The organism is Frateuria flava, from assembly GCF_017837635.1.
Lineage (GTDB): Bacteria > Pseudomonadota > Gammaproteobacteria > Xanthomonadales > Rhodanobacteraceae > Frateuria_A > Frateuria_A flava.
This window is the reverse complement of the sequence record NZ_JAGJRS010000021.1, coordinates 232924-250113: the sequence shown is the minus strand read 5'-3', so window position 1 is coordinate 250113 and position 17190 is coordinate 232924. Positions and strand designations below refer to the sequence as shown.

The window sequence follows — 17190 nt, the reverse complement described above, 5'->3', positions numbered from 1 at the left end:
CGCACTGTTGCCGGTCCTTACCTCCGCTCACCGGCGCCCATGACCCTGCTCAGCGTCAATCTCAACAAGATCGCCGTGCTGCGCAATTCCCGCGGCGGCACCGAACCGGACATCCTGCGCGCCGCCCACACCTGCATCGAAGCGGGCTGTGGCGGCATCACCGTGCACCCGCGGCCCGACATGCGCCACGTGCGTCCCGACGACGTGCGCGCGCTGACCGCCATGTTGCGAGGCAAGGTGGAATACAACATCGAAGGCAACCCGTTCGCGCCCGCACGCGGAGCCTATCCCGGGCTGATCGAACTGGCCCGCGACGTGCGGCCCACGCAGGTGACGCTGGTGCCCGATAGCGATGGGCAGATCACGTCCGATCACGGCTTCGATCTGGCCACCGACAGCGAGCGGCTGCGTCCGTTGGTCGCCGAGCTGCGCCGGATCGGCTGCCGCGTCAGCCTGTTCGTGGATGCCGGGGCGACCGGCTTCGATCAGGCCGTGGCGATCGGTGCCGAACGGATCGAGATCTACACCGGACCGTATGCCGAAGCCTTCGCTGAAGGCGACGCGCGCGACGCGCTGGCGGCCTGCGCGGACACCGCACGGCGAGCCCAGCAGGCCGGCCTGGCGGTCAACGCCGGACACGATCTCAACCAGGCCAACCTGGGGGGCTTCAAGGCAGCCATTCCAGGCCTGGCCGAGGTGTCGATCGGCCACGCGCTGATCGGCGAGGCGCTGTACGACGGGCTGGCGCCGACGGTGCGGCGTTACGTGCAGATCCTGCGCTGAGCGCTCGCGCGATACAGGCGGGCTTCAGCCCACCAGCGCTTCGCGGGTCGGGCCTGTGGGCTCAAGCCCACCCTCGTTTTCCTGTTGGCGTGCATCGCGACCGGCCGGCCACAAAGCAAAACCCCCGCTTGCGCGGGGGTTTGCCGGTAGCGTCTGATCCGCCTGAGATCATTGCCCTTCGGTAAAGCCGATCTTGGTCAAACCGTAGCTTTTGGCGTCAGCCAGCACCCGGGCGACCGACTCGTAAGCCACAGCGTCATCCGCGTTGATCTGGATTTCCGGCTGATTGGTCTGCTGGGCGATGACTGCCATCTGTGCCTTCAGGCCCAACTCGTCGACCGGCGTATCGTTCCAGTACAGCGCGCCGGCGCGATCGATCTTGAGCCGAATGGGCTCAAGCGGGTTTTCCGGCTGGACGATGTTCGGGTTCGGCTGCGGCAGGTCGATCTTCACCTTGTGGGTGAGCATCGGCGCCGTGATCATGAAGATGATCAGCAGCACCAGCATCACGTCGACCAGCGGCGTGACGTTGATGTCGGCCATCGGGCCGCTAGTGTTTCCGGAACTGAAAGCCATCGTCTTACTCCTTGCCGGTCGTCATGAAACCGACATGGACCATGCCTGCCGCCTTCGCGTCGGTGAGGATCTTGCGGACGTACTTGTACTCCGTGTCCTTGTCCGCGCGAAGCTGGATTTCCGGCTGCGGCGTCTTGGACGCCGCCACCGCGAACTGTGCCTTCAATTCCGCCTCGGTCACCTCGGCGTCATTGAGGTACATCGATCCATCCTGCTTCAGGGCCACATCCATGGGCTCGACGTAACCGGTATCGGGCGCCTTGGGATTGGCGTTCGGCAACGGCACGATGACCCGGTGCGACATCAGCGGCGCGGTGATCATGAAGATGATCAGCAGCACCAGCATCACGTCGACCAGCGGCGTGACGTTGATCTCCGACATCGGGCCGCCGGAATTGCCTCCGGTACTCATTGCCATGGGTCAAGCCCTCACTTCTGGGTCGGCGCCACGCCTTCGACACGCGAACCGGTGGCGAAGAAGTCGTGCAGGTCGTGCGCGAACTCGTCGAACTGCGCGTAGGTCATGCGGTTCGAGCGGCTGAAGAAGTTGTAGGCAAGCACGGCCGGGATGGCGACGAACAGACCGAACGCGGTCATGATCAGGGCCTCGCCCACCGGACCGGCCACCGCTTCCATCGAAGCGTTGCCCGACGCGGAGATCTTGATCAGCGCGTGGTAGATGCCCCACACGGTACCGAGCAGACCGATGAACGGTGCGGCGGAGCCGGTGGTCGCCAGCAGGGTCATGCCACCTTCCAGACGCAGGCTCTCGCGGGCCACGGCCTGGCGCAGGGCGCGATCGATGAACTCCGAGCGGCTCAGCGATTCGGCCAGGCGACCACCGGCGGCCGTCGCCTGCTGGTGGTGGGCCACCGCCGAGGCGGCGTCCAGCGCGATCTTCGAGAAGGGCTCGCCCTTGGGCTGGGCTTCCAGCTCACGGATGGCTTCCTGGGTGGAAGCGGTGCTCCAGAAGTTCGCGATGACCTTCTCGGCGCGCGAGCGGACCATCGCATTGCGGATCGCGTTGGCGATGATGAAATACCAGGAGGCAAAGGACATCACCACCAGCGTGATGAACACGATCCAGCCGAGCGCATCGAAGTTGTGGATGAGGTCCCCGAAACCCATGTGCTTCATGGCTTCGGCATTGGAGGTGCTGCCCTGGGCGGGTGCAGTTTGTAGGAACATCATGACGCTACCTTTAGAGATGTCAGGCGTGAACTGGTGGACTGTAACCTTCGATTACAGCTGATTGAGATTCCAGGCAACGGGAACGCGGACGTAACCTTCGGTCTTCTGACCATTCTTGATGGCCGGATTGAAACGCCATTTACGGGCCGCTTCAATCGCCGCGCGATCCAGCTCGCGATAGCCACTGGAGGTTTCGACCTTGATGTCCTTCGGCGTACCGTCCGCGGCCACCAGGATCAACAGGGTCGTCGTGCCCTCATGGCGCTGGCGAATCGCCTGCGGCGGATAGCGGGGCTGGATGCGGCTGTTGTAGCTGATGTCCTGGCTGGCCGTGATGTCCGAAGGCGGCGCAGGCGGTGCCGGCGGCGCCGGCGGGGGCGCGGGAATCGGGTTGGTCGTCGCTTCTTCCACGGCCGGCGGCGGTGCCGGCGGCGGCGGGGTTGGCGGCGGCGTCACCTGCTGGATGATTTTCGGCGGCGGCTGCTTGGGCGGTTCCGGCGGCGGCGGCGGCGGCGGGGGCGGCGGCGGCGGCGGCTCGATGAAGTTCACCTGGACGATGCGCTCCTTCTTCGCCTGTTCCTGCTTCGGCGGCGCCGGCGGCGCGATCAGCAGCAGGAATGCAAACGAATGCAGCGCGATGGCAACAGCCAACGCCCAGGTGCGCCTCCAACTGAACGCGCGGCCGGATTCTTCGTTACTCGAGGCCATCTGTCACTTTCTGGAGCTAGTCAATCGGGAAAGGCGGGGTCGCAGCATCGAACGGCAAATCTCGACCCGATCGGGTGACATCTGCCACTGGACATTGCGCGGGAAAAGGGTTCTCAACGGTACAACAGGCCATGGCGTTTGTATAGCACCCGTGAGGCCGCCAAATGGACGTCCATCCGGCCTCACGGAGGCGTACGCCGCAGGCCTTACTTGCCGGCTCCTGCCTGCTTCAACCAGGCCTTCGCCTTGGCCGCGGTATCCGGGTCCTGCGCCGCCTGCTTCATGGCGGCGATCGCGCCCGGCTTGTTCTTGAGACCGCGCTCGGCATCGGCCAGCAGCATGTAGGCCGTGCCCTTGTGCTGCACGCCCTTGGCGATGGCCTGCTTGATCAGTGTCCGGGCGTCGCTGTACTTCTGCTGGCCCAGCAGCAGCTGGCCGGCGCGCAGCGCAGCCTCGCCATCCTTTGCCATCGGCATGGCCTTCTTGTAGGCGGCGATGGCCTTGCTTTCGTCGCCGGCAATATAGGCGGCGTCGCCAAGCAGTTTCTGGTTGTCATAGCTGGAAGCCACCACGCCCTTGGCCATGCCGTCCTCGAGCACCGCTTCGGCCTTCTTGGCGTTCGGCTTGGGGTCATCGCTGTTCTGGCCGGTGATCAGGTAGAGCTTGGCCAGGTTCACGTACTGCTTCTCGTCCTTCAGGCTGCCGCTGGCGCGGGCCTTCTCCATCAGGTCGATGGCTTCGGGATATTTCTGTGCCTGCATCAGGACCGCCACCGCATTGTTCATCGCGGTCGCGTCGTTGGGGTTGGAAGCCAACTGCTGCTGGGCGAGCTGTGCGGCCTGGTCGGCCTGACCGGACTCCGAGTAGGAGGCCATCAGGACCTGCGTCCACGAGGTTTCCGGCTTGTCGGTCATCGACATCGCCTTCTTCAGCGCGGTGATCGCCTCGGGATATTTCTCCAAGCGGTAATAGGCGTTGCCTTCCAGCGCGTAGGACTCGGGGGTCTCGCGCTTGCCTTCGGCGCGCCACTTCTCGACAGTGTCGATCGCCGGCTGGTACTGCTCGTCGGCCAGGTAGAACTGGGCCAGTTCGTACTCGAGCTGGAAGAAGGTGTCGTTCGGCAGCACGCCGATATCCAGCGCCTGCTTCAGCGAAGCGATGGCACCCTTCAGGTCGCCGTCGTTGTACTTGAGGTTGGCGATGCCCTGCAGCGCGAGCGACTGGGCGTACTTGCTGTCCGCGTCCTGGGCAAGCGGCTGCAGCAACTGCATCGCCTTGTCCTTGTCCCCCGCGTTGACCGCTTCGAGACCCTCGTTGAGCTTCTTCTGCTCCTTCTCGCTCTTGAGGTCGAGCTTGGGTTCCTTGCGGGTGGCATTCGGGTAGAGCGCCTGCTTGGTTTCCTTGGAACCCTGGTCGCCGTGGCGGTCACGGGCGATCGCCGGGCTGCCGATGAGCGCGAGCGCGAGCGCCGTGCCGCTCAACAGCTTGAGGAAGGGAACATGCTTCATGGCAGTCCTCATGTAAGGTTTTTCGCACAAGCAGTGCGGGGGATCGTTGAGCGTACCGCGAGCAGGCAGGCGATAACAAGTCGCACTGCCGCATGTAAGGCTTTTGCAAATCAAAGGCTTGCGGTCACGTTGCCATGTCGCATGAAAATTTTCCGGCAATTTGGTGTCATGACGGGGAACGCGCCGGGGCGGAACGAACGCGGCTTCCCGTGAATGTGGTGCCGTATTAATGTGTTATTACAGATCGACAAAGAAAAACGCTGCCGCGCGGTACGCGGCAACGTCGGCTTCTAGATATCCAGATTGGCGACCTTCAGTGCGTTCGCCTCGATGAAGTCGCGGCGCGGTTCGACCGCTTCGCCCATCAGCATCGAGAACATCTGGTCGGCGGCGATCGCATCCTCGATCCCCACCTGCAGCATGCGCCGGGTTTCCGGGTTGACCGTGGTTTCCCACAGCTGCTCCGGGTTCATTTCACCCAGACCCTTGAAGCGCTGGATGCTGCGACCCTTCTTGGCCTCGTCCAGCAGCCAGATGCGAGCTTCGGCGAACGAGACGATGCCGCGCGAGGCATTGCCCCGGCGTACCACCGCCTCCGGCTGGACCAGGCCGGCCAACTGCTGGCTGACAGTCAGGATCGGGCGGAACTCCGCGCTGCCAAAAAACGGCTGCGGCAGCAGCCATGTGTGCGAAAGGCCGTGCTGCTCGCGCACCACTTCGATCGCGGCCGGCTGCTGCTCGTTGGCCGGGCGCAGGGCCAGCCGGTAGCGTGGCTTGCCCAGGCCGCTGGCCGCCAGGCGTCCGAACAGCGCGTCCAGCCAGCCCTGCATCGCCGACTCGTCGGTCCAGAGCGCCGGGCCGATCGGCGGATGCTCGAGCATGGCCGTAAGCACGTTCGCGTCGAAACGATGGCCCAGCCGCTCGATCTGGTCCAGCGCGGTCTGGTAATCGCGCAGCAGCTTTTCGAGCCGTTCGCCGGTGATCCCCGGCGCATGCGGATCGGCCACCAGCTCGGCGCCGTCGACCGCGCTGGAGATCAGGTAGGCGTTGAGCGCCGCGTCATCCTTCAGGTAAAGCTCCTGCTTGCCCTGCTTGAGCTTGTACAGCGGCGGCAGGCCGATATACACGTGGCCGCGCTCGATGAGCTCGGGCATCTGGCGGTAGAAGAAGGTCAGCAGCAGCGTGCGGATGTGCGAGCCGTCCACGTCCGCATCGGTCATGATGATGATGTGGTGGTAGCGCAGCTTGTCCGGGTTGTACTCCTCCTTGCCGATGCCGGTGCCCAGCGCGGTAATCAGGGTGCCGACCTCCGCCGAGGACAGCATCTTGTCGAAGCGCGCCTTCTCGACGTTGAGGATCTTGCCCTTCAGCGGCAGCACGGCCTGGGTCTTGCGGTTGCGGCCCTGCTTGGCCGAGCCGCCGGCCGAATCACCCTCGACCAGGAACAGTTCGCACAACGCCGGGTCCTTCTCCTGGCAATCGGCGAGCTTGCCCGGCAGGCCGGCGATATCCAGCGCGCCCTTGCGGCGGGTCATCTCGCGCGCCTTGCGCGCAGCCTCGCGGGCGCGGGCGGCGTCGACCACCTTGGAGGCGATCGACTTGGCCTCGTTGGGGTGCTCCAGCAGGAACTCGCCCAGCTTCTCGTTGACCGCCTGCTCGACGGCCGTCTTGACCTCGGACGAAACCAGCTTGTCCTTGGTCTGCGAGGAGAACTTCGGATCGGGCACCTTCACCGACAGCACCGCGATGAGGCCTTCGCGCATGTCGTCGCCCGACAAGGCGACCTTGGCATTCTTGGCCAGGCCTTCCTTCTCGATGTAGTTCTGCAGCGAGCGGGTCAGCGCGGCGCGGAAACCGGTCAGGTGGGTGCCGCCGTCACGCTGCGGGATGTTGTTGGTGAAGCAGAACATCGTCTCCTGGTAGGAGTCGGTCCACTGCATCGCCAGTTCCACCGTGATGCCGTCCTGCTCGGCGGACAGGCTGATCACGTTCGGGTGCAGCGCGGTCTTTAGCTGCGCCAGGTGCTGCACGAAGGAACGGATGCCGCCCTCGTAGGCGTAGGTGTCGTGGCGACCCTCACCGCGCTCATCGACCAGGTCGATGGTGACGCCGGAGTTGAGGAAGGCCAGCTCGCGCAGGCGCTTGGCCAGCACGTCGTAATGGAATTCGATGTTGGAGAACGTTTCCGTGCTCGGCAGGAAGCGCACGGTGGTGCCGCGGCGCGTGGACTCGCCCACTTCCTTCAGCGGGTACAGCGGCTCGCCCAGTGAGTATTCCTGCTGGTATTCCTTGCCATCGCGGTAGATGGTCAGCCACAGGTGCGAGGACAGCGCGTTGACCACCGAGACGCCCACGCCGTGCAGGCCGCCGGACACCTTGTAGGAGTTCGCATCGAACTTGCCGCCGGCGTGCAGCACGGTCATCACCACCTCGGCAGTGGAGCGCCCCTCTTCCGGGTGAATGTCGACCGGGATACCGCGGCCGTTATCGCTGACGCTGACCGAACCGTCGTCGAGAATGGTGACCGTCACGTGGTCGCAGTAGCCGGCCAGGGCTTCGTCGATCGCGTTGTCGACGACCTCGAACACCATGTGGTGCAGGCCGGTGCCGTCATCCGTGTCGCCGATGTACATGCCCGGGCGCTTGCGCACCGCTTCCAGGCCTTTGAGTACCTTGATGTTGCTCGAATCGTAGGATGCGTTCATGCCCTGCCCGTTGCCGCGCTACCCCACTTTCCGACGGCGTCGGCGCGGGAAAAGCCATCCGGTCATTATAGCAGAGGGCGGATTTGCCCCTGTTCCACGTGGAACATGCGGTGCGGACGGGCCAGCAGCGGCTGGGGGCATTCGGTCCCCGTGACCAACACCTGGGCGCCCACCTGGGCGAGGCGCTCGACAACCGCAGCCTGGTGCGCCAGATCCAGCTCCGAGGCCAGGTCATCCAGGCAGACGACAGGCCACTCGCCCCGACAGGTTGCGTGAAGGCCAGCCTGGGCCAGCAGGCAGGAAAGGGCCGTCAGCTTCTCCTGACCACGTGAGAGATGCTCACGCTGGGGAGCGTGTTCGAATGCCAGCGACCAGTCCGCCCGGTGGGGGCCTGCCGTTGTATGACCACGCGCCAGATCCCTGCCCCGCTGGTCAGCGAGAACGCTCGCGAGGTCCGAATCCTCGTTCCATCCGCGCCGGTACCGCAGCGCCATCACTCCGAGCTCCGGCAGCAGCGAGCCAGCGCTTGTCGCGAGTTCTGGAACAAGGCGGTCGAGATAGTCCCGCCGGTAACTATCGATGGCGGTCGCCATGTCCCCCAGCTCCCTCTCCCATGGCGCATAAAGCGCATCGGGACCGGGTGCACCCGTCCGCAGCAGCGCATTGCGTTGCTTCAGCGCGCGCTGGTAGCGCCGCCAGGCTTCCAGGAAGCCGTGTTCCACGTGGAACACACCCCAATCGAGAAAGCGACGTCGTTCCTCGGCCGCACCGGCAATCAGCGCGTGGGATCCCGGTTCGAAACACACCACGGCACAGGCCCGGACAAGTAGGCCCAGTGGCACGTCTTCCCCATCCAGGCGCGCCTCCCACCGCTGACCTTCGCGTCCAAGCCCCAAGCGGCGCCCGATCCCTCCGGGTCCGCTGGCCTCGGCGAAGACCGCCAACGAAGCGCTGCCCCGCTGCAACAGCGCCTCGCGTGCACCGCTCCGGAACGAACGCCCATGCGACAGCAGATAGGCCGCCTCCAGCACACTGGTCTTGCCAGCGCCATTGGGGCCAACAAAGACGTGGATGCCCTCGGCCAGTTCGACCGAGACGTCCGTCAGGCAGCGCAGCCCCTGGATACGCAGGCGCTCGAACCTCATTCGCTCCTCTCCAACGAACAACGCCGGAGCGTCTCGCGACGACTCCGGCGTTTCAGGGCGACGTTACGTCGACCGACCCTCATGCGGTCACAGGCGCAACGGCATGATCACGTGGCGCGACTGGTCGTTGTCGTCCTCCTGCACGAGACAGCTGGACTGCGCATCGCGCAGGTTAAGCCGCGCTCGCTCGCCCTTCAGCGCAGCCAGCGCATCGAGCAGGTAGCCCACATTGAAACCCACGGCGAGATCCGAAACGACCGTGTCGGCCTCGACCTCCTCGACGGCTTCTTCCTGTTCCGGGTTGTGCGCCACGATGCGCAACTTGCCGGGCGACAGCTCCAGTTTCACGCCACGATACTTCTCGTTCGAAAGGATCGCCGCGCGCTGAAGCGCCCCGCGCAACACCTCGCGGTCCAGCGTCGCGCGCTTGTCGGCACCCAGCGGGATCACCGCTTCATAGTCCGGAAAACGGCCATCGATGAGCTTGGACGTGAACACCACACCGCCGCGGCGTACGCGCAAGTGGTTGCGACCAAATTCCAGTTCCACCTGGCCGTCACCGGTTTCGAACAGCCCAACCAGCTCGTTCACGCCCTTGCGCGGGATGATGATCTGGCGACGTGCGGCCACCTTGCTATCGAGCTGAGTCTCCTTGAGCGCCAGCCGGTGGCCATCGGTCGCGACACAGCGCAGGGTATGTTCCTGCAGATCAAGCAACATGCCGTTCAGGTAGTAACGCACGTCCTGGTTGGCCATCGCGAAAGCAGTGCGCTCCATCAGGTCGCGCAGCACCTCCTCGGGCAGGCTCACGCGCTCGACCAGCTCGATCTCGTCGATCGTCGGGAACTCGCTCGCCGGCAACGTGGCCAGCGTGAAACGGCTGCGTCCGGCATTCAACGCCACGCGGTCACCGTTGAGCTTGAGGTCGATCCGCACCCCGTCGGGCAACGCTCGAACGATGTCGAACAACTTGCGCGCCGGGATCGTGATTTCGCCGTCGCCGAGCTGATCCGCGGGGGTGGTGGCGACCATCTCCACTTCCAGATCGGTGCCGGTCAACGACACCCGGCCGTCGCCGACCTTCACCAGCAGATTGGCCAGAACCGGCAGCGTTTGTCGCCGTTCGACCACGCCCACGACCTGCTGCAGCGGCTTGAGCAAGGCTTCTCGTTGGATGCTGAATTGCATGTGTGGGCTTCCCCTAACTGCTGTTCTGTTTTTTTAAAAGAAGTACGGTAGTTGTTGTTGGCGCGGTGGATATCTCGTTTTCGCCAACTTCCCCTTGCAAATCAGAGGCTTAATCAGCTTCTTGCCTGTGTCCAATCGTACCGGCCGGCTGTGGGTCGATTGTGGATAAAGTCAGGCACGGAGTCATCCACCTATTATCCACAGCTTGGACCCCCCCTTTTCAAGCGGTTAGCCCGTCAGTACGCGGATCAGCTGCTCCCAGTCCTGCCGCATGCGCGCATCGGTCTCACACAGCTTCCTGATGGTGCGGCAGGCATGCAGCACGGTCGTGTGGTCGCGACCACCGAACGCCTCGCCGATCTCGGGCAGGCTGTGCTCGGTCAGTTCCTTGGACAACGCCATCGCCATCTGCCGCGGCCGCGCCAGCGAGCGCACGCGCCGCTTGGACAGCAGATCCTGCAGCCGCACGTTGAAGTACTCGGCAGTGATCTTCTGGATGTTGGGTACTGTCACCGCCTGCGCGTGGGTCGCCAGCAGGTCGCGCAGGGTCTCCTCGGCGAAATCGGTGGTGATCGGCTTGCCGTAGAAATTGGCCCGCGCCGCGAGCGTGTTGAGCGCCCCTTCCAGATCGCGCACGTTCGAGCGGATGCGCTTGGCCAGCAGCATCGCCACGTTCTCGCTCACCGCCACGCCCTTGTCCTGCGCCTTCGAAAGCAGGATCGCCGCGCGCGTCTCGAAGTCCGGCGGCTCGATCGCCACCGACAGTCCCCAGCCCAGGCGCGACTTCAGGCGCGGCTCGAGCTTGTCCACTTCCTTGGGGTAGCGGTCGCAGGTCAGGATGATCTGCTGCTTCGATTCGAACAGCGCGTTGAAGGTATGGAAGAACTCTTCCTGGGTGGTGTCCTTGCCGGCGAAGAACTGGATGTCGTCGATCAGCAGCGCGTCGACCGAACGGAAGCGCTGCTTGAACTGATCCATGTTCTTGGTGCGCAACGCCTCGATCATGGCGCCGACGAACTGCTCCGAACGCAGATACATCACTTTGCAACTGGCGTTGCGCTCGCGCATCAGGTTGCCGGCCGCATGCATCAGGTGGGTCTTGCCCAGGCCGGTGCCGCCATAGAGCAGCAACGGGTTGTAGGCGCGGCCGGGATTCATCGCCACCTGCATGGCCGCCGCCTTGCCCAACTGGTTGGACTTGCCCTCGACGAAGGTTTCGAAGGTGTAGTGCGGATCGAGGTTGTGCGGAAAGACCTGCGCGGGTGCTACCGGTTCCGCGGCGGCGGCCTTGGCCGTGGCAGCCGGCCGGGCCGGGCGGGGCGCGCTGGAACCGACTTCCAGCCGGACCGGGCAATCGCGCCCGGCCAGCTGCCCTAGAACCACCTCGATCCGCGGCAGGTACCGCTCACGCACCGTGTCCAGCGTGTACGGGTTGGGCGCGAACAGGTGCACGCCGGCGTCGTCCTCGCGCGCCTGCAGCGGCATGAGCCAGGTGTGCAGCTCTTCCGTGCTCAGCTCGCTTTCCAGACGCTCAAGGCAGCGCCGCCACAGATCACTCATGGATAGTTCTTGACCAACGATGGGGCGCCGAAGCGCAGGGTGGACCGGCAAGTCTAGCAGCCAACCCCCAGCATATCCCCAGCGATGTCCACAGGCCGCACCAGGGCAGGTTTGACAGCTCCTCCACGCTGGCTCCATAATTTCCAACCTTTTTGTCGACTTATCTTCTGGAGCTCAAGCCATGAAGCGGACTTTCCAGCCGAGCAAGCTCAAGCGCGCCCGCACCCACGGCTTCCGTGCCCGCATGGCGACCGCCGACGGCCGCAAGATCCTCAACGCCCGTCGTGCCAAGGGTCGCAAGCGCCTGATCCCGTAAGCGGCACAGCAGTCATGCCTGCCGCCGGCCTGCCGCGCGACGCGCGGGTCCGCCGCGCCGGCGACTTCGCCGCCCTGCGTCAAGCCAGCGGCCGCCTCGGCGGCCGCTGTTTTTCTGTGCGCTGGCGTCCGAACGGACTGGACCACGCCCGCCTGGGGCTGGCCGTGTCCAAACGCGTCTCCAAGCGCGCGGTCGACCGCAACCGGATCAAGCGCCTGGTGCGCGAATCGTTCCGCCGTGCCCGCCACGGATTGCCGCCGATCGACCTGGTCGTGATGGCGCGCGAAGCCGCCGCGGTCACGTCCGGCACCGCCCTGCTGGCCGAGCTCGACGCGCTCTGGCGCCGGCTGCCGCCGTTGAAGCCCACCGAAGGCACCGGCACAATCGCGTGTTGACCTCCCTTTTCTCCTGTCCCTCCGCGGCTCCTGCTCGCGGTGCCACCGGAATTGCCCCGCGATGAACCAGACGCGTACGTTTCTCCTGTTTGCCCTGCTGGCCGTGGCCTATCTGCTGTGGATGGCCTGGGAGAAGGACTACGCACCGGCGCCGGCGCACAACGCCCCGGTCGCGGCGGCCAGCGCGAACGCGCCGGCGGACAACACCGTGCCGGGCGCCAGCGGCGCCGCGACGCCAGCGATCGCCAGCGGCGGCCCGGCAAGCACGGCCGCCGGGCAACTGATCACCATCAGCAACGACGTGCTGCGCCTGACCGTGGACACCCGCGGCGGCAGCGTGGTGCGCGCCGACCTGCTGGCCTACCCGGCCGAGCCAATCACCCGCAAGCATCCGGAGCAACCGCCGGTGCGCCTGCTGGCCGACACGCCGGACAAGTATTTCGTCGCACAGAGCGGCCTGGTCAGCGCAAGCAGCCCTGCACCGGACCATCGCGCCTTGTTCCAGTCGGCGCAGACGCACTACGAGCTGGCCAACGGCCTGCCCGAGCTCAAGGTCGACCTGACCTGGCAGCAGGACGGCATCAAGGTCACCAAGAGCTACACGCTCAAGCGCGGCCAGTACGTGGTCGGGCTCGACCAGCGCATCGACAACACCGGCACCACGCCCTGGCAGGGCAGCGCCTACGAGCAGCTGCAGCGCGCACCGCGCCAGGAACACGGTGGCTGGCTGCAGAACATGACCGACCCGTCGGCCGCCAGCTTCTTCGGCGCCGGCTGGTATAGCCCTGAAGATCACTTCCAGTCGCTCAAGTTCGACAAGTTCCAGGAAGACGCGCTGCAGCAGTCGTTCGCCGGCGGCTGGGCTGCGATGCTGCAGCACTACTTCTTCGCCGCGTGGATCCCGCCGGCGCAGCAGAAAGCCAGCTACAGCACCGACGTGGTCAACCCCGACAGCGACCATCCGACCTACCTGATCCGCGCGGTCAGCCCGGCACTGACCGTGGCGCCGGGCCAGAGCCAGTCCACCGGCGCACGCCTGTACATCGGCCCGAAGCTGGTGGGCACGCTCGACTCGGTGGCGCCGGGCCTGGCGCTGGCGACCAACTACGGCGTGTTCACCGTGATCGCCCAGCCGATGCACGCGCTGCTGTCGTGGCTGGAGAAGGTCAGCGGCAACTGGGGCGTGGCAATCATCCTGCTGGTGCTGATCATCAAGGGCCTGACCTGGAAGCTCACCGCCGCGCAGTACCGCTCCAGCGCCAAGATGCGCAAGCTGCAGCCGCGCGTGACCGCGCTGAAGGAGCGCTACGGCGACGACAAGCAGAAGATGCAGATGGCGATGATGGAGCTGTACAAGAAGGAGAAGGTCAACCCGATGACCGGCTGCCTTCCGGTGCTGATCACCATCCCGATCTTCTACGGCCTGTACGAGGTGCTGCGCGAGAGCGTGGAGCTGCGCCAGGCGCCGTTCGTGGGCTGGATCCACGACCTGTCGGCACCCGATCCGTTCTTCGTGCTGCCGGCGGTGTACACGCTGGTGATGCTGGGCCAGCAGTACCTCATGCCGGCTACCGGGATGGATCCGACCCAGGCGAAGATGATGAAGTTCATGCCGCTGATCTTCGCGGTGCTGTTCGCCTTCTTCCCCGCCGGCCTGTGTCTGTACTACGTGGTCAACGGCCTGGTGAGCCTGGGCCAGCAGTGGTACATCACGCACAAGGTGGAACACGGCGAGGCGAAGGCGAAAGCCTGAGTCCGATTACGGCACAGGTGGGGCGTTACGCCCCATCCACTCCCACCCTCCCCGCGGCTTGCGGTGGGCTGAAGCCCACCCTACGGTTTCCCCCATGGCCGACACCGACACCATCGCCGCGATCGCCAGCGCGCCCGGGGCCGCCGGCATCGGCGTGGTGCGTGTATCGGGGGCGCGCGTGCCGGCCATCGCGCAGGCACTGCTCGGTCGTGCGCCGCAGCCGCGCCATGCGCACCTGGCCTCTTTCCTTGACGACGGCGGCGCGCTGATCGACCGCGGCCTGCTGCTGCACTTTCCCGCGCCGCACTCCTACACCGGCGAACACGTGCTCGAACTGCAGGGTCATGGCAGCACCGTGCTGCTGGACCTGCTGTTGAAGCGCGTGTGCGCGCTCGGCGCGCGGCTGGCGCGGCCGGGCGAGTTCACCGAGCGGGCCTTCCTCAACGGCAAGCTGGACCTCGCCCAGGCCGAGGCGGTGGCCGACCTCATCGCCGCGCGTTCGGAAGCCGGCGCACGCGCCGCGTTGCGTTCGCTCGACGGGGTGTTCTCGCAGCGCGTGCATGCATTGCTCGACGCGATGATCGCGTTGCGCGTACACGTGGAGGCCGCGATCGATTTTCCGGAAGAGGAAATCGACTTCCTGGCAGACCCGGCCATTGCGCATGAGCTCGACGCGCTGCGCACGCAGCTGGCCGCATTGCTGGCCGAAACCCGCCGCGGCGTGCGTCTCACCGACGGCCTCAAGGTCGCGATCGTGGGCCGACCCAATGCGGGCAAGTCCAGCCTGCTCAACGCGTTGGCGCAAAGCGAGCGCGCCATCGTGACCGCGATCGCCGGCACCACCCGCGACGTGCTCAGAGAAACGGTGAGCCTCGACGGTGCGGTGCTGGAGCTCGCCGACACCGCGGGGTTGCGGGAGACACACGACGAGGTCGAGCGCGAAGGCGTGCGTCGCGCCCGCGCGGAACTGGCGCGCGCCGACCTCGTGCTGCTGGTCACCGACGTGGCGCATGCCGATGTCGACCCCGACCTGCTCGACGAACTGCCGACGCACGTCGCGCGGCTGGTCATCGTCAACAAGATCGACCTGGAGACACAGCCGCCGCGCGCGGAAATGCACGCGGGCCTGCCTCACCTCTGGTTGTCGGCGCGCACTGGCGAAGGCCTCGACCTGCTGCGCGCGGAACTGAAGACCCGCGCCGGCCTGGGCAGCGGCGAAGGCGCCTTCAGTGCCCGCCGCCGCCACGTCGCCGCGCTCGAACGCGTGCAAACCCATCTCGACCACGCCGCCGCCGCCCTCGCCGCCACCCGCGCGGGAGAACTGGCCGCGGAAGACCTGCGCCACGCCCAGCATGCGCTGGGCGAAATCACCGGCAGCTACAGCAGCGACGACCTGCTCGGCGCGATCTTCGGCAGCTTCTGCATCGGCAAGTAGCGCGGTCGCCGGCATGAATCGCAGGCAGCCCGGGCCGTGGCCTTGCGCTGGCTTTCCCCTCCGTTGCACCCGCGCGTGACGGCCGCGTTCCTACGGTGGGCGGGCGCCGTACGAACCATCCGGCGCATGCCTTCATCCCCGGAGGAGCCCATGACCATCAAGACCATGCAGGACTTTTTCATTCACGAGCTTTCGGACATCTACAGCGCCGAAAAGCAACTGGCCAAAGCCTTGCCGCGCCTGTCGCGCGCCGCCGAAAGCCAGGACCTGTCCAAGGCGTTCGACCAGCACCTGCACGAGACGCGCGGCCAGATCGAGCGGATCGACGGGATCGTCGAGGACCTGGACATCCGGCTCAAGCGCATCAAGTGCCAGGGCATGGAGGGGCTGGTCGACGAGGCGCGCGAGATCATTGAAACCGTGCCCCGGGGCGCGCTGTGCGATGCCGCCCTGATCGCCGGCGCGCAGAAGGCCGAGCACTATGAGATCGCCTCCTACGGCACGCTCTGTGTGCTGGCCAGGCAGATCGGTCACGAGGATGCGGCCAAGCGGCTCGACCAGACCTTGCAGGAAGAAAAGGCGACCGACCAGAAACTGACCCAGCTGGCCGAGCAGGGCGGCGTCAACCAGCAGGCGTCACAGCAGGGCGGACAGAAGCACGCCCCGTCGTCGGAGGTGCGTCACTAGCAGGCCGATGCCTGTAGGGAACCGCCGAAAAACCACCAGGCGGGCGTCCCCGCGAAGGCGGGAATCCGTGTCGCCCTTGGTGCAACAGCACCCTGGATTCCCGCTTTCGCGGCAATGACGCCAGTTGAACCGGACGACGGTTCCTGCCAGTGCGCGACCACGCGCACCGGACAGGGCGTACGGGTCCGCACACCGGCTGCCCTCCCACAAAACGACGGGAGCCTTCTATCGGACCAGGAAGGCGTCCAGTTCCTGCCGATGCGGCATGCCCGGCTGCGCGCCCAGCCGGGTGACGGCCAGCGCTGCCGCTGCGCAGGCCTTGCGTACGGCCTGCGGCAACCCTTCGTGCAGGAACGCCGCCAGTGCGGCATTGAAGGTGTCGCCGGCACCGGTGCTGTCGACCACTGCGACATCGAAGCTGGGCTGGTGCGCCGGTTCATTCCCCTGTTCGCGATACCAGGCACCCTCGCCGCCGCGGGTCAGCACCACCGCGCCCGGCGCGCGGCGCATCAGCGCGCGGAAGTCCTCGGTCGGATCGGCCCCCAGCAGCACCGCAAGCTCATGCTGGTTGGGCGTGACGTAGCGGGCCAGCGCGAGCCATTCGGCCGGCAGCGGCCGGGCCGGCGCCGGGTTGAGGATGACCGGCACGCCCACGCGCTTGCCCAGGCGCAGGGTCGCTTCGATGGCTTCCAGTGGGATCTCCATCTGCACCAGCACGACGTCCGCGCGCGCGACGACCTCGCGCGCGGCCTCGATGTGTGTCGGCATGACGCCGGCATTGGCAGCCGGCACTACCACGATCTGGTTCTCGCCGCCGGCCACGGTGATCGAGGCGGTGCCGCTGGCCTGGTCGTCCAGCCGATGTACGTGGGCCAGATCCACGCCTTCCTCGCGCAGGCCGGCATGCAGCTGCTCACCGAAGGCGTCGCGACCGAGCGCACCGACCAGCGCCACTTCGGCGCCGAGCCGCGCCGCCGCCACCGCCTGGTTGGCGCCCTTGCCGCCGGGCACCGTGATGAAGCCGTCGCCCAGCAGCGTTTCGCCCGGTTGCGGGAAGCGTGGCGCCTGCGTGACCAGGTCCATGTTGATGCTGCCGACGACGACGATACGGCGGGCCATGCGGGATCCTTGGGAAACCAGGCCCGAAGCATAGCGGGCGTTGCGCCGGGAAAGGCGGCCCGCGCAGATCGCCGAACGCGCTGTCTAAGCACGATCAGGCGTTGACGGCCCGCCCGGTGCC

The 17190-nt window shown here is 66.1% G+C and carries 16 protein-coding genes; 6 read left to right on the top strand and 10 right to left on the bottom strand.

Going from position 1 to position 17190, the window contains the following annotated elements:
• Window positions 1–39: 39 nt before the first annotated feature.
• Window positions 40–783, top strand: a complete 744-nt coding sequence (locus J7I44_RS11555; RefSeq protein ID WP_209620708.1) for a pyridoxine 5'-phosphate synthase — start codon at window positions 40–42, stop codon at window positions 781–783.
• 168 nt (window positions 784–951) lie between these two features.
• Here the strand turns inward: J7I44_RS11555 and J7I44_RS11550 are convergent, their stop codons facing one another.
• The 9 genes from J7I44_RS11550 to dnaA form a co-directional block, all read right to left on the bottom strand.
• A complete protein-coding gene (locus J7I44_RS11550; protein ID WP_209620705.1) occupies window positions 952–1359 on the bottom strand; it encodes an ExbD/TolR family protein in 408 nt (135 codons plus the stop codon).
• A gap of 4 nt (window positions 1360–1363) precedes the next feature.
• Window positions 1364–1777 (bottom strand): ExbD/TolR family protein, encoded by a 414-nt coding sequence (locus tag J7I44_RS11545; protein WP_209620702.1) that lies wholly within the window; start codon window positions 1775–1777, stop codon window positions 1364–1366.
• Window positions 1778–1788: 11 nt separating this feature from the next.
• A complete protein-coding gene (locus tag J7I44_RS11540) occupies window positions 1789–2547 on the bottom strand; it encodes a MotA/TolQ/ExbB proton channel family protein (RefSeq protein WP_245188133.1) in 759 nt (252 codons plus the stop codon).
• A 54-nt stretch (window positions 2548–2601) separates the two neighbouring features.
• A complete protein-coding gene (locus J7I44_RS11535; protein WP_209620697.1) occupies window positions 2602–3258 on the bottom strand; it encodes an energy transducer TonB in 657 nt (218 codons plus the stop codon).
• Window positions 3259–3464: 206 nt separating this feature from the next.
• Entirely contained in the window at window positions 3465–4766 is a 1302-nt protein-coding gene (locus J7I44_RS11530) for a tetratricopeptide repeat protein (protein ID WP_209620694.1), read from the bottom strand.
• Between the two features lie 290 nt (window positions 4767–5056).
• Window positions 5057–7471 carry a DNA topoisomerase (ATP-hydrolyzing) subunit B gene (gene gyrB, locus J7I44_RS11525; RefSeq protein ID WP_209620691.1) on the bottom strand — a complete coding sequence of 805 codons (2415 nt, stop codon included), beginning with the start codon at window positions 7469–7471 and terminating at the stop codon, window positions 5057–5059.
• Between the two features lie 65 nt (window positions 7472–7536).
• Window positions 7537–8616: a DNA replication/repair protein RecF gene (gene recF, locus J7I44_RS11520; protein WP_209620687.1), complete on the bottom strand. Its 1080-nt coding sequence runs from the start codon at window positions 8614–8616 to the stop codon at window positions 7537–7539.
• 87 nt (window positions 8617–8703) lie between these two features.
• Window positions 8704–9804 carry a DNA polymerase III subunit beta gene (gene dnaN, locus J7I44_RS11515; RefSeq protein ID WP_209620683.1) on the bottom strand — a complete coding sequence of 367 codons (1101 nt, stop codon included), beginning with the start codon at window positions 9802–9804 and terminating at the stop codon, window positions 8704–8706.
• A 228-nt stretch (window positions 9805–10032) separates the two neighbouring features.
• A complete protein-coding gene (dnaA, locus tag J7I44_RS11510; RefSeq protein WP_209620680.1) occupies window positions 10033–11364 on the bottom strand; it encodes a chromosomal replication initiator protein DnaA in 1332 nt (443 codons plus the stop codon).
• Between the two features lie 181 nt (window positions 11365–11545).
• Between dnaA and rpmH the strand changes: the two genes are divergently transcribed.
• From rpmH to J7I44_RS11485, 5 genes are all read left to right on the top strand, one after another.
• Window positions 11546–11680 (top strand): 50S ribosomal protein L34, encoded by a 135-nt coding sequence (gene rpmH / locus J7I44_RS11505; RefSeq protein ID WP_008211413.1) that lies wholly within the window; start codon window positions 11546–11548, stop codon window positions 11678–11680.
• A gap of 14 nt (window positions 11681–11694) precedes the next feature.
• Window positions 11695–12075 (top strand): ribonuclease P protein component, encoded by a 381-nt coding sequence (gene rnpA, locus J7I44_RS11500; protein WP_209620677.1) that lies wholly within the window; start codon window positions 11695–11697, stop codon window positions 12073–12075.
• A 61-nt stretch (window positions 12076–12136) separates the two neighbouring features.
• Window positions 12137–13828 carry a membrane protein insertase YidC gene (gene yidC, locus J7I44_RS11495; protein WP_209620674.1) on the top strand — a complete coding sequence of 564 codons (1692 nt, stop codon included), beginning with the start codon at window positions 12137–12139 and terminating at the stop codon, window positions 13826–13828.
• A 94-nt stretch (window positions 13829–13922) separates the two neighbouring features.
• Window positions 13923–15263 carry a tRNA uridine-5-carboxymethylaminomethyl(34) synthesis GTPase MnmE gene (gene mnmE, locus J7I44_RS11490; RefSeq protein ID WP_209620671.1) on the top strand — a complete coding sequence of 447 codons (1341 nt, stop codon included), beginning with the start codon at window positions 13923–13925 and terminating at the stop codon, window positions 15261–15263.
• Between the two features lie 150 nt (window positions 15264–15413).
• The gene (locus tag J7I44_RS11485) at window positions 15414–15950 is read left to right on the top strand and encodes a YciE/YciF ferroxidase family protein (RefSeq protein ID WP_209620668.1); all 537 of its coding nucleotides are present in this window, start codon (window positions 15414–15416) and stop codon (window positions 15948–15950) included.
• Between the two features lie 225 nt (window positions 15951–16175).
• Here the strand turns inward: J7I44_RS11485 and rbsK are convergent, their stop codons facing one another.
• Entirely contained in the window at window positions 16176–17069 is an 894-nt protein-coding gene (gene rbsK, locus J7I44_RS11480) for a ribokinase (protein ID WP_209620665.1), read from the bottom strand.
• Window positions 17070–17190 lie beyond the last annotated feature (121 nt).